The following is an 11,801-nucleotide window of genomic DNA, read 5'->3' on the forward strand; positions in this document are numbered from 1 at the left end:
GGACAGGGTGGGGGGTGTGTTTCCCGCACCGCCATCAGCCCTGCCTCGCCCGCCGCATCCGCTCAACCCCCATCAGCACCCGCTCCGGAGTCGCCGGCATATCCAACTGCGGCGCGACCTTGTAATCGGCGACCGACGCCACCGCCATCGACAGCGCCTCGACTACCGAATAGCCGAGCACCAGCGGCGGCTCGCCGACGGCCTTGCTGCGCCCGATCGCCGGCTCCTTGTTGATGCTCCATTCGGCCAGCCGCACGTTGAAGATGCGCGGCACGTCTGAAGCGAGCGGGATCTTGTAGGTCGAGGGGGCGTGGGTGCGCAGTTGGCCCTTGCCGTCCCACCACAGTTCCTCGGTGGTGAGCCAGCCCATGCCCTGGATGAAGCCGCCTTCCACCTGGCCGATATCGATGGCCGGGTTGAGCGAGCGGCCGACATCCTCGAGCACGTCGGAGCGATCGACCTGATATTCGCCGGTCAGCGTGTCAATCGTCACTTCCGACGCCGCTGCGCCATAGGCGAAGTAGTAGAACGGGTGGCCGCGTCCGGTGCTGCGATCCCAATGGATCTTCGGCGTCTTGTAGAAGCCAGCGGCGCTCAGCTGCACCCGGTTCATCCAGCACGAGGTAGCGAGCTCGTCGAACGGCACGAACTGCTGCCCGGCGCGCACCCCGCCGAACTCCCATTGCACGTCTTTGGGCTCGACCTCGTAGATGAAGGCGGCATGCGCGATCATCCGGGCCTTGATCTGGTTGGCCGCGTCGAGCGCCGCCATGGCGTTGAGATCGGTGCCGGAGGAGGCCGCCGTCGCCGAGGTGTTGGGCACCTTGCCGGTATTGCTGGCGGTGATCTGCACCCGCTCGACCGGCACACCGAAGGCGTCGGCCACCACCTGCATCACCTTGATATGGAGCCCCTGCCCCATCTCGGTGCCGCCATGGCTCAGATGGATCGAGCCGTCGCGATAGACATGCACCAGCGCCCCGGCCTGGTTGTGCCAGGTGGCGGTGAACGAGATGCCGAATTTCACCGGCACCATGGCGATGCCCTTCTTCAAGACCTTGCTGGTCTTGTTGAAGGCGAGGATGGCCTGGCGCCGTGCCTGGTAGTCGGAACTCTGTTCGAGGTCCTCGATAACCCGGTGGATGACATTGTCCTCCACCACCTGGTGGTAGGGCGTCACATTGTCGGTGTCGGTGCCGTAGAAATTGGCCTTGCGGATCTCTAAGGGGTCTTTGCCCAGCGCATAGGCGATGTCTTCGATCCAGCGTTCGGCCGCGATGATCCCCTGCGGGCCGCCAAAGCCGCGGAAGGCGGTGTTCGACACCGTGTTGGTGAACAGCGGCAGCGAGTTCACCTTGACCGTCGGATACCAATAGGCGTTGTCGCAATGGAACAGCGCCCGGTCGGTCACCGGGCCGGAGAGGTCGGCGGAATAGCCGGAGCGCGCCGCATAGGTGGCGGTCACCGCCTGGATCTTGCCGTCACTATTGTAGCCGACATCGTAATCGACCACGAAATCGTGGCGCTTGCCGGTGATCTGGAAATCGTCGTCGCGGTCGGGGCGGATCTTCACCGCCTTGTTGAACATCTTGGCCGCGACGGCTGCCACCACGGCGAACAGGTTGCCCTGGGTTTCCTTGCCGCCGAAGCCGCCGCCCATGCGGCGCATGTTCACCGTCACCGCGGCATGCGGAATGCCGAGCACCTGCGCCACCATCACCTGGATTTCGGTCGGGTGCTGGCTTGAGACCTGCAGGGTGATCTCATCGTCCTCGCCGGGGATGGCGAGCGCCGCCTGGCTTTCGAGGTAGAAATGCTCCTGCCCGCCGATCCGCACCCGGCCCTTGGCCCGATGCTGCGAGGCGGCAAAGCCGGCTTCGACATCGCCGCGCTCGAGCTTCAAGGGCTCGGTAACGAGCTTGCCGCCGGCCGCCACCGCCGCATCGACGTCGGTGACATGCGGCAGCTCGCGATACTCGATCTTCGCCAGCTTCGCCGCCCGCCGCGCTGCCTCGCGCGTCTCGCCAATCACCGCGAACAGCGGCTGGCCCCAGGTGACCACCCGGGTGGTGGCAAACACCGGCTCGTCATGCTTGTGCACCGAGCTCACGTCGTTCTCGGCCGGAATATCCTCGGCGGTCAGCACCCCCACCACGCCGGTCGCGGCCCGCACCGCATCGAGGTTCATCGACGCGATATCGGCATGCGCCTTGCTGGAAAGCCCGAGATAGGCGTGCAGCGTGCCCTCGGGCTCGACCAGGTCGTCGATATAGTCGGCGCGGCCGGCCACCTGCTTGATGGCGGAGTCGTGCTTGACCGAGACATGCAGCGGCGAGGTGGTGATCGGGGATTGCTTGTTCATGGGTGCCCACCATCAGCAGACGGCCCCCTCCCGGCCTCCCCCACAAGGGGGGAGGTGAAGAGTCGAGCTCGTGGCTCGATCGTGTCAAACACTCGGTGCGGCACCTCCCCCTTCAAGGGGGAGGATGGGAGGGGGCCGTCTGCCAGCAGTTGAGCACGCATCACGCCACCTCCCTCGTCAGCCGTTCACCCTCGCCGGTGGTCTCGAGGAAGAAGCGGCGGAGCAGGTTCTGTGCCGCCAACAGGCGATACTCGGCTGAGGCGCGCATATCGGTGAGCGGCTGGTAGTCTTCGGCAAACACCGGGATCGCCGCTTCGACCGCCGAAACAGTCCACGCCTTGCCCAGCAAAGCCGCTTCCACCGCCTTGGCGCGCTTCGGCGTTGCCGCCATGCCGCCATAAGCGATGGTGATGGCGGCCACCTTGCCGGCCTCGAGTCTCAACCGGTACGCCCCGCACAGCGCCGAGATATCCTCGTCCTTGCGCTTGGTGATCTTGTAGCAAGCGAACTGCTCACCCTCTGGCAGCGATGGGATGGTGACGCTCTCGACGAACTCGCCGGGCTGCCGATCCTGCTTGCCATAGGCGATGAAGAAATCCTCGAGCTTCACCTCGCGGCAGGTCTCGCCTTTCCGCAGCGAGATCGAAGCGCCGAGCGCGATCAGCGGCGGCGGCGTGTCGCCGATCGGCGAGCCATTGGCGATGTTGGCGCCGATGGTGCCCATATTGCGCACCTGTTGGCCGCCGATGCGCATCCAGAGTTCGGTCAGCTGCGGGAAGCGCTCCGTCACCGCGGCGGTGGCGGCAGAATAGGTCACCCCTGCCCCAAGCTTCAGCGCGCTTTCGGTTGCCTCGATGTCCTGCAGTTCAGCGATATCGCCGATGAAAATCATCGGCCCGATATCGCGCATGAACTTGGTGACCCAAAGGCCGACATCGGTGGCGCCCGACACCAGCGTGCCCTGGGGGTTCGCAGCGTAGACTTCGGCGAGATCATCGGCCGAAGCCGGCACGATCAGCCGGTCCTTGCCTTCGCCGAGTTCCACCCGCCGGCCGTCGCGCAGGGCTTCGAGCCGCGCCTTGATCGTCTGCCGCTCGCTGACCAGCGGATCGGCTACCACCGTGCCGTAAGCCGAGATCGACTGGCCGGCCTTGATGATCGGCGAATAGCCGGTGCAGCGGCAGAGGTTCCCCTGCAGCGCCACCTCGATGTCGTTCACCGAGGGGTCGGCGTTCTGCATCCACATGCCGTAGAGGGACATCACGATGCCGGGCGTGCAGAAGCCGCACTGGCTGCCGTGATGCTCGACCATCGCCTGCTGCACCGGGTGCAGCGGACCATTGGCGGCCGAGAGGTGCTCGACCGTCACCACATGCGTTGCATCAAGCGATCCGACGAAACAGATGCAGGCATTGACGGATTCGTAGCTGAGCTCGCCCGAAGTCACCCGTCCCACCAGCACCGTGCAGGCGCCGCAATCGCCCTCGGCGCAGCCTTCCTTCGAGCCGGTCATGCGCCGGTCGAGGCGGAGAAAATCGAGCAGCGTACGGGTCGCCAAAATCTCGTCCAGCACGACGTCCTGGTCGTTGAGGATGAAGCGCAGCTGGTTCCGAACCTCAGTCACTGAACATCTCCACACCCACGGACGTCATTCCCGCGCAGGCGGGAAACTAGTGGGATGGCGCCTCCGACGCCGAGTGCGAGGCTCGCCCGGCACTGGGTTCCCGCCTTCGCGGGAATGACGCCGGTGGAAAATCGTTGCACCGTGGCTGTGCCCATCATCAGCTTCCCCGGTAAGTCGAATATCCGTACGGCGAGACGAGCAGCGGCACGTGGTAATGCGCCGCCTCGCTCATCGTGAACCGCACCGGCACTGTGTCGAGGAACGGGTTTTCGAGGTTGACCCCGATCCGCTCGAAATACTGCCCCACATGGAAGATCAGCTCATAGCTGCCCAGGTGGAAGCGGTCGCCTTCCAGCAGCGGTTGGTCCACCCGCCCGTCGGCATTGGTGTGTCCGGACCAGATATGGTGCGTATGGTCGCCATGGACCATAAGCAAGTCGAGCCGCATGCCGGCGGCCGGCTTGCCGTGTGTCGTATCGAGTACGTGCGTCGTCAGGCGTGCTGAACCCGCCATAGTCTAGTCCCTTCACCCTGCGCGCCGGATCGCCCCCGCGGCTCCCGCTTGCCGTTGAGGCATAACCCTTGGATTGCCCGACTATTGAGCATATTCGCCTCCGTTCCAAGGGGGTGCCGGGCAGTTTTTTACCAACTGGTCCACTTTTGCCGCCCTTGCATCGCGGCATGGCGCTCGTGATAAATCGGGAACCAACCAAGAGGTGCCCATGATGCGTTATCCCCGGAACCTGCAGGGCTACGGCCCGAATCCGCCGGATGCGCAATGGCCCGGCGGCGCGCATATCGCGGTGCAGTTCGTCCTCAACTACGAGGAAGGCGGCGAGAACAATATCCTGCATGGCGATGCGGCGTCCGAGGCCTTCCTCGTCGATGTGATCGGTGCCGTGCCGTGGCCGGGCAAGCGCCACTGGAATGTCGAGTCGATGTATGAGTACGGCGCCCGCGCCGGCTTCTGGCGTCTGCATCGGCTGTTCACCGGCCTGAAGCTGCCGGTCACCGTCTATGGCGTCGCCACCGCTTTGCAGCGCTCGCCCGAGCAGGTCAAGGCCATGCTCGACGCCGACTGGGAGATCGCCAGCCACGGGCTCAAGTGGATCGACTACCGGGATTACGACATCGAGCACGAGCGCGAGGATCTGCACGCCGCGATCAAGCTGCATGCCGAAGTCACCGGTGCCCGCCCCACCGGCTGGTATTGCGGCCGCACCTCGGTGAACACCGTCGATCTCGCCAGCGAGGAAGGCGGCTTCACCTATGTCTCCGACACCTATGACGACGACCTGCCCTATTACCGCGAGCATTTCGGCAGCCCGCAGCTGATCATCCCCTATTCGCTCGCCACCAACGACATGCGCTTCACCACGGCATCGGGCTTCGCTAATGGCGAGGAGTATTTCCAGCTGCTGAAGGACACTTTCGACGTGCTCTACGCCGAGGGCGAGGCCGGCGCCCCCAAGATGATGTCGCTGGGGCTGCACTGCCGGCTGGTCGGCATGCCCGGCCGCTTTGCCGGGCTGAAGCGCTTCGTCGAGTACATCATGGAAAAGGACAAGGTCTGGATCGCCAAGCGGATCGATATCGCCCAGCACTGGCTGCAGGCCCACCCCTATGTGAAGCCGGAGATCGTTCCATCGGAACTGGCGCTCGACGATTTCACCCAGCTGTTCGGCAATGTGTTCGAGCACTCCGAATGGGTGGCCGAGCGCGCCCACAAGCGCGAAATGGGCCCGGCCCACGATACGGCCACTGGGCTCCATGCCCTGATGAGCCAGGTGTTCCGTGCCGCGACGAGCGCCGAGCGGCTGGCCGTCCTCATCGCCCACCCCGACCTCGCCGGCAAGCTTGCGGCGGCGAAGCGCCTCACCTCCGAATCCGAGTCCGAGCAGGCCTCGGCCGGGCTCGATGCGCTCACCGATGCCGAACGGACGAGCTTCGGCAAGATGAACGCCGCCTATGTCGAGAAATTCGGCTTCCCCTTCATCATCGCGGTGCGCGACAACACCAAGGCCCAGATCATGGCGGCGTTCGAAAAGCGCCTGGCCAATGATCGGGACACCGAGTTCGCCACCGCCTGCCGGCAGGTGGAACGGATCGCGGAATTGCGCATCCGGCAGATTCTGGGCGGCTAAGCGGGCAGCAGACGGCCCCCTCCCATCCTCCCCCATGAAGGGGGAGGTGCCCCGCCGGTGCGCTTGGCACAATCGAAGACAGAGCCTCGACTCTTCACCTCCCCCTTCATGGGGGAGGCCGGGAGGGGGCCGTCTCTATCAGTATGCCCCTCGGCACCACCCCGCTTGACATCCCTCACAACATCAATCATAACCATCTCGTTATATAGCGAACAGGTTATGAAATGCAGCCCAACCCGAACCAGCTCGATCTCACCTTTGCCGCCCTCGCCGATCCCACCCGGCGGGCGATCCTGGCGCGGCTGGCCGTGGGCGATGCGTCGGTGAATGAGCTGGCGGCGCCGTTCGAGATGAGCCAGCCGGCTATTTCCAAGCACATCAAGGTGCTGGAAAACGCTGGCCTCGTCTCCCGCGGCAAGGATGCGCAGCGGCGCCCGGTGAAGATCGAAGCGCTGCCCTTGGCCGATGCGGTGGGCTGGCTCGAGAACTATCGCAAGTTCTGGGAGCAGAGCTACCAGCGGCTCGATACCCTGCTCGACGAGTTGCAGCGCTTCGCCCCCAAAGGCGACAAGAAGAACTGAACCACAAGAAGACCAGAGGAGACGCCCATGCAGCCGCCCCTGACCATCACCCCGCCCTCGGATCGCGAGATCGTCGTCACCCGCACTTTCAAGGCGTCGGCCGACCTGGTGTTCGACTGCTGGACCATCCCGGCGCTGATCCGCCGCTGGCTCGGTCCGGCCGATTGGGTGTTCGTCACCTGCGAGTTCGATGCCCGGGTCGGCGGCAAGTGGCGCTTCGTCACCAAGGGGCCCACCGGTTTCGAGATGGGCTCGGGCGGCGAGGTGCTCGAAATCACCCGCCCCGACTGGATCAAGACCAACGAGATCTACGACATGGATTGGACCGGCGGGCAGACCATCGTCACCAACCGCATCACCGAAGTCAATGGCATCGCCACCTCGGTGGTGACCATCCTCTACGCCAATAAGGAAGCCCGCGACGGCGCCAGGGCCACCCCGATGGCCGAGGGCATGGAGATGGGCTTCAAGCGCCTCGAAGAATTGCTGGCCGACATGCCGGCTTACTAAACCCCCGGGCAGACCTGCCCCGGAAGTTTCTACTGCCACTGCGACCACCCCGCCGCTGCTGCGTTCCGCTGCAGCGATCGGAGAAACTCAATCCAACCAAGGAGACTTCAAATGCCCAAGATCATGCCCTGCCTGTGGATCGACGACCGGATCGAAGAGATGGTCAACTTCTACATCGAGACCTTCAAGGACGGCGAAATCCGCAAGGTCGACCGCTACCCGGATGGCCGCATCATCACCATCACCTTCCGCCTCAAGGACCAGGAGTTCATGGCGCTGAACGGTGGCCCGACCTTCCCCTTCACCGAGGCGATCTCCTTCACCATCGATTGCGACGGCCAGCCGGAGGTCGACCACTACTGGGACACCTTCACCGCCGATGGCGGCGAGGAGAGCCAGTGCGGCTGGGTGAAGGACAGGTTCGGCCTCAGCTGGCAGATCGTCCCCAAGCAGCTCGGTGAGGCCCTGGCCGGCAGTGACCGCGCCGGCGCGGCTCGCGCCATGCAGTCCATGCTGCAGATGAAGAAGATCATCGTGGCCGATATCCAGAAGGCCTACGCCGGCAGCTAAGCCGACGACCTCCCAAAACCCACATCGCAACGCCCTGCCCCGCGCGCCACCCGGCGCGCGGCCGGGAGCGGCTTGCCGAAATCCGGAGACCCACGATGCGCCGCCGAACCTTCCTTCTCACCGTCAGCTCGCTGGTACTGGCATCCGCCATCCCCGCCCTCGGCCAGCAAGCAACGTTCGATCCTGCCGCTCTCGCCGCGCTCAAGGGCAAGATCGAAGCTTCGATCGCCAAAGGCGACATGCCCGGCGCCGTCTGGCTGCTCGCCAGAGGCGACGAGGTGATCGTCGATACCGCAGGCAATACCGCCTATAAGGGCGGCGTGCCGATGCGTCGCGACACGATTTTCCGCATCGCCTCGGTCGGCAAGGCCGTCGGCACCGCGGCAGTGATGATGCTGGTCGAAGATAAGAAGCTCAGCCTCGACGAGCCGGTCGATCGGTTGCTTCCCGAACTCGCCAACCGCCAGGTGTTGAAGGACCTGAAAGGCCCGATCACCGATACGGTGCCGGCAAGCCGCCCGATCCTGGTGCGCGACCTGATGAACTTCACGCTCGGCTTCGGCGTGCTGTTCGACCCGACTTTGCCGATCCAGCAGGCGATCGACGCGCGCCAGCTGACCAATGGCCCCCCGGTGCCGGCGACGCCATGGACGCCGGATGAGTGGATGGCCAAGTTCGCCGAACTGCCGCTGATGCACCAGCCGGGCGAGACCTGGATGTACAATACCGGCTCGCTCCTGCTCGGCGTGCTGATCGCCCGCGCCTCCGGCATGCCGCTCGAAGACTTCCTCGCCACCCGAATTTTCAGCCCGCTCGGCATGGTCGATACCGGCTTCTTCGTACCGCCGGAAAAGCTCAACCGCTTCCAGCCGGCCTATTCGGTGAACTTCGCCACCAACGAGCAGTTCCTCGAGGATCCCGTCGAGGGCATCTGGAGCAAGCCGCCGAGCTTCCCCTCGGCCGCCGGCGGGCTCGTCTCGACGCTCGACGATTACCTCGCCTTCGCCCGCATGCTGCTGAACCGCGGCGAATACCAGGGCACCCGCCTCCTCAGCGAAGCCTCGGTGGCCGAGATGACCCGTAACCAGCTGACGCCGGAGCAGCAGGATGGCGCCGGCTTCATGCCCGGCTTCTTCGACAAGCTCGGCTGGGGCTATGGCGTGCTGACCTACGACACGCCCGACGACATTACGCCAACGCCCGGCCGCTACGGTTGGGATGGCGGCTACGGCACCAGTTGGGCCAACGACCCGGCGACCGGGCTGATCGGCCTGATGTTCACCCAGTCGGTGCAATATTACATCGCCTCCAACCAGTTCCGCGACTTCTGGCGCGGCGCCTTCACCGCCATCGGCGCCGAAACCAAGGGAGTGTCCGACGTGCCCGAGCTCATCACCCACGATGTTGCAGTGACCCGCAGCTTCAACGCCTCGCCTGAGCGCGCCTGGCGCGCCTGGACCGAAGATGCCGAGGTGATGAAGTGGTGGGGCCCGCGCCCCTGGACCAGCCCGGAGGCCCGCATGGATGTGCGCGAGGGTGGCTACTCGGTGGTGCTGATGCGCTCGCCCGAGGGGCACGACCTGTGGATGCGTTGGGAATACACCAAAGTGGTCCCCAACGAGCGGCTCGAATACGTCCAGAACCTCTCCGACAAGGACGGCAACCCGATCGACCCGACCAGCGTCGGCATGCCCGTGGAATTCCCGCGCGACGTCGCCACCGTGGTGACACTGACGCCCAAGGGCGATGTCACCGAGGTCACCATCACCGAGCACACCACGACATCGAAGCCGATGATGGACTACTCGCAGATGGGCCTCGAGCAGGTGATGGACCAGATGGGGAAGAGCTTCGATGGCGCCGCAAACTGAACGTGGCGCCGGCTGGCGCAGACGAGACATCATCCGGAGTGCCGCCGCGTTGACGCTGGCACTCACTGCCGGCCCGACGAGGGCCGAGGGGACAAAAGTGGAAACCTACCTGAACGTCGACGGCCTCGAACTCTATGTCGAAGATCACGGCGCCGACCGCAGCCAGCCTCCGGCGGTGTTGCTGCATGGCGCGCTCTACGGCATCGAAACCGCCTGGGGCGACCTGCTGCCGCGCCTTGCCGTCGACCGGCGGGTCATCGCCATCGAGGCGCAGGGGCATGGTCACACTGCCGATCGGGCGACGCCCTTCACCGAGGCACAGATGGTCGCCGACGCTGCGGGCGTGCTCGATCAGTTGGGGATCACCGGCGCCGACATCGTCGGTCACAGCATGGGGGCAATCGCGGCGGGCGGCCTCGCCATCCGCCGGCCGGAGCTGGTCCGCAGCCTGACCATGCTGGGGCGGAGCTTCAGCCCGGAGGGTACGATCCCCGAACTGCTGGACATGCAGCGCGATCCACAGCACGTGCCTTCGGCCGAGCTGCTGGCGATACTGCCGACCCAGGAGGAATTCGGCGCCTGGGCCGAGCACTACCAGCGCACGGCGCCCAACCCAGGCGTCTTCCAGCAGGTGGCGATGAAGGCACAGGCCTATGTCGGCGGCTGGCCGGGCTGGAGCCACGAGCAGCTTGCCGCCATCCGGGCCCCTGCCCTCATCGTCATCGGCGACCACGATTTCGTGCCGCCCGCCCATGCGGCCGAACTGGCCGTGCTGCTCCGAGGCTCGCACCTCGCGATCCTGCCAGGAACGACGCACACCTCCATCCTCAAACGGGGAGCTTGGCTGGAGCCGATGATGCGGGCACGTTGGGACCGGCTCGGCTGAACCGCCAGCCCGGTTGAGGGGGACGACATGGAACTCACTGCTGAAGCGATCCTCGCCCGACTGCAGGAGCTGCGGTCGGACGAGGAGCGGAAGAAATACCACCGCTACTTCGACTTCGAGGACGATGCGGCCGACAGCTTCATTGGCGTGCGCATGGGCGAGGTTTTCGCCCTCGCCAAACAGTGTGTGCTGACCCCGCCCGCCGAGATCGAAAAGCTGATGGAGTCCGATATCCATGAGGCGCGCGCCGCCGCCATGAGCATCATGGCCAAGCAATACCAGGCGAAAAAGACCACGCCGGAGCGCAAACAGGAGCTGTTCGAGCTCTACCTGCGCCGCCACGACCGCATCAACAACTGGGACCTGGTCGATCTCGCCGCCTATTACGTCATCGGCCCGCATCTCGTCGACCGTCCGCGCGACATCCTCTACCGGCTGGCGAAATCGGAGAACATGTGGGAGCGCCGCACCGCCACCCTCGCCACCTTCTCGTTCATCCGCCGCGGCCAGCTCGACGACGCTTTCGCCATCGCCGAGCTGCTGCTCGATGACCCCGAGGATCTGGTGCACAAGGCCGTGGGCTGGATGCTGCGTAGCACCGATACCAACCGCCCGGCGCTCAACGCTTTCCTCGACAGGCACGCGGCGCGCATGCCGCGCGTCATGCTGCGCAACGCGCTCGAACATTACGTGCCGGACGAGCGGGCCCGCTACCTCGCCATGGGCAAGGCCAAATGACCCGCGAACCGCTGCACATCAGCCTCGAGGGTGAGCGCGCCATCCGCATGGTCCGCCGCTTCAAGGCGCCGCGCGATCTGGTGTTCGCGGCGCTCACCACCCCCGCCCTGCTGCGGCGCTGGTATGCCGAGCTGGTCAGCGCCGAACTCGACCTCCGCGTCGGCGGCGACTGGCGCATCGTCACCCGCCGCCCCGACGGCCGCGAGATCGGCCAATACGGCACCTTCCGCCACATCGAGTTGCCGAGCCGCATCGTGCAGACCGAACACTGGGAAGATTGGGACCCGGGCGAAGTGCTGGTCACCACCGAGCTCAGCGAGGACGCCGGGATAACCACCCTCGACGTGCTGTCGGAGTTCCCGAGTTCAGACGTGCGCGAACTGCTGGTGCAGGCCGGCATGAACGACGAGTCGGTGCTGCACTACGACCGGCTGGAGGACTTGCTGGCCGGGTTGGAGTGAGGGCTTAGCTCCCCTCCCCCTTGAGGGGAGGGGCGGCAAGGCCTCCCTCCACCC

11 protein-coding genes are annotated in these 11,801 nt (G+C 65.3%); 8 read left to right on the forward strand and 3 right to left on the reverse strand.

Annotated features, from left to right (window positions below; translation table 11 throughout):
* Nucleotides 1-34 precede the first annotated feature (34 nt).
* From xdhB to uraH, 3 genes are all read right to left on the reverse strand, one after another.
* Nucleotides 35-2,362: a xanthine dehydrogenase molybdopterin binding subunit gene (gene xdhB / locus VW23_RS01080; RefSeq protein ID WP_069907753.1), complete on the reverse strand. Its 2,328-nt coding sequence runs from the start codon at nucleotides 2,360-2,362 to the stop codon at nucleotides 35-37.
* 160 nt (nucleotides 2,363-2,522) lie between these two features.
* Nucleotides 2,523-3,986, reverse strand: coding sequence for a xanthine dehydrogenase small subunit (xdhA, locus tag VW23_RS01085; RefSeq protein ID WP_069907754.1), 1,464 nt, complete (start codon nucleotides 3,984-3,986; stop codon nucleotides 2,523-2,525).
* A gap of 157 nt (nucleotides 3,987-4,143) precedes the next feature.
* Nucleotides 4,144-4,500 carry a hydroxyisourate hydrolase gene (gene uraH / locus VW23_RS01090; protein WP_069907755.1) on the reverse strand — a complete coding sequence of 119 codons (357 nt, stop codon included), beginning with the start codon at nucleotides 4,498-4,500 and terminating at the stop codon, nucleotides 4,144-4,146.
* Nucleotides 4,501-4,711: 211 nt separating this feature from the next.
* Here uraH and puuE point away from each other — a divergent pair, with 211 nt between their 5' ends.
* The 8 genes from puuE to VW23_RS01130 all read left to right on the forward strand — a co-directional run bounded on the left by puuE (nucleotide 4,712) and on the right by VW23_RS01130 (nucleotide 11,747).
* Nucleotides 4,712-6,130, forward strand: a complete 1,419-nt coding sequence (gene puuE / locus VW23_RS01095; RefSeq protein ID WP_141728170.1) for an allantoinase PuuE — start codon at nucleotides 4,712-4,714, stop codon at nucleotides 6,128-6,130.
* Between the two features lie 224 nt (nucleotides 6,131-6,354).
* Nucleotides 6,355-6,711 carry an ArsR/SmtB family transcription factor gene (locus VW23_RS01100; protein ID WP_069907757.1) on the forward strand — a complete coding sequence of 119 codons (357 nt, stop codon included), beginning with the start codon at nucleotides 6,355-6,357 and terminating at the stop codon, nucleotides 6,709-6,711.
* Between the two features lie 27 nt (nucleotides 6,712-6,738).
* Nucleotides 6,739-7,221 carry an SRPBCC domain-containing protein gene (locus tag VW23_RS01105; RefSeq protein ID WP_069907758.1) on the forward strand — a complete coding sequence of 161 codons (483 nt, stop codon included), beginning with the start codon at nucleotides 6,739-6,741 and terminating at the stop codon, nucleotides 7,219-7,221.
* A 111-nt stretch (nucleotides 7,222-7,332) separates the two neighbouring features.
* Nucleotides 7,333-7,791, forward strand: a complete 459-nt coding sequence (locus VW23_RS01110) for a VOC family protein (protein WP_069907759.1) — start codon at nucleotides 7,333-7,335, stop codon at nucleotides 7,789-7,791.
* A 95-nt stretch (nucleotides 7,792-7,886) separates the two neighbouring features.
* Nucleotides 7,887-9,662, forward strand: a complete 1,776-nt coding sequence (locus VW23_RS01115) for a serine hydrolase (protein ID WP_069907760.1) — start codon at nucleotides 7,887-7,889, stop codon at nucleotides 9,660-9,662.
* The gene (locus VW23_RS01120; protein WP_084645410.1) at nucleotides 9,646-10,548 is read left to right on the forward strand and encodes an alpha/beta fold hydrolase; all 903 of its coding nucleotides are present in this window, start codon (nucleotides 9,646-9,648) and stop codon (nucleotides 10,546-10,548) included. Before VW23_RS01115 ends, VW23_RS01120 begins: the two co-directional genes overlap by 17 nt.
* A gap of 27 nt (nucleotides 10,549-10,575) precedes the next feature.
* Nucleotides 10,576-11,286, forward strand: coding sequence for a DNA alkylation repair protein (locus VW23_RS01125; RefSeq protein WP_069907762.1), 711 nt, complete (start codon nucleotides 10,576-10,578; stop codon nucleotides 11,284-11,286).
* Complete coding sequence (locus VW23_RS01130; RefSeq protein ID WP_069907763.1) at nucleotides 11,283-11,747, forward strand: SRPBCC domain-containing protein; 465 nt, start codon at nucleotides 11,283-11,285, stop codon at nucleotides 11,745-11,747. Before VW23_RS01125 ends, VW23_RS01130 begins: the two co-directional genes overlap by 4 nt.
* Nucleotides 11,748-11,801: the final 54 nt, after the last annotated feature.

The sequence above is a fragment of the Devosia insulae DS-56 genome, assembly GCF_000970465.2.
In the GTDB taxonomy this organism is placed as follows: Bacteria; Pseudomonadota; Alphaproteobacteria; order Rhizobiales; family Devosiaceae; genus Devosia_A; species Devosia_A insulae.